The sequence below is a fragment of the Salmonella sp. SAL4457 genome (assembly GCF_046548235.1).
GTDB lineage: Bacteria > Pseudomonadota > Gammaproteobacteria > Enterobacterales > Enterobacteriaceae > Salmonella > Salmonella enterica.
On record NZ_JBGDZO010000394.1, the window covers coordinates 1 to 276 of the forward strand.

Annotated in this window: 1 protein-coding gene; it reads left to right on the forward strand. The window is 66.3% G+C overall.

Going from position 1 to position 276, the window contains the following annotated elements:
* A partial coding sequence (locus ACLJNW_RS24790) for a pyridoxal-phosphate dependent enzyme (RefSeq protein ID WP_410961298.1) occupies nt 1-276 on the forward strand: 276 nt, incomplete at both ends.

A 276-nucleotide genomic window follows, 5' to 3' on the forward strand; every position in this document is an offset into this window, starting at 1 on the left:
GGTCCAGATCAACCGCATCGCCCCGCGCGGCGTCACCATCCTGGCCAAGATCGAAGGGCGCAACCCCGGCTATTCGGTGAAGTGCCGGATCGGCGCGAACATGATCTGGGATGCCGAAGCCAGCGGCAGACTGAAGTCCGGCATGACCCTGGTCGAGCCGACCTCCGGCAACACCGGCATCGGCCTCGCCTTCGTCGCCGCCGCACGCGGCTACAAACTGATCCTGACCATGCCGGCGTCGATGAGCCTGGAGCGACGCAAGGTGCTCAAGGCGCT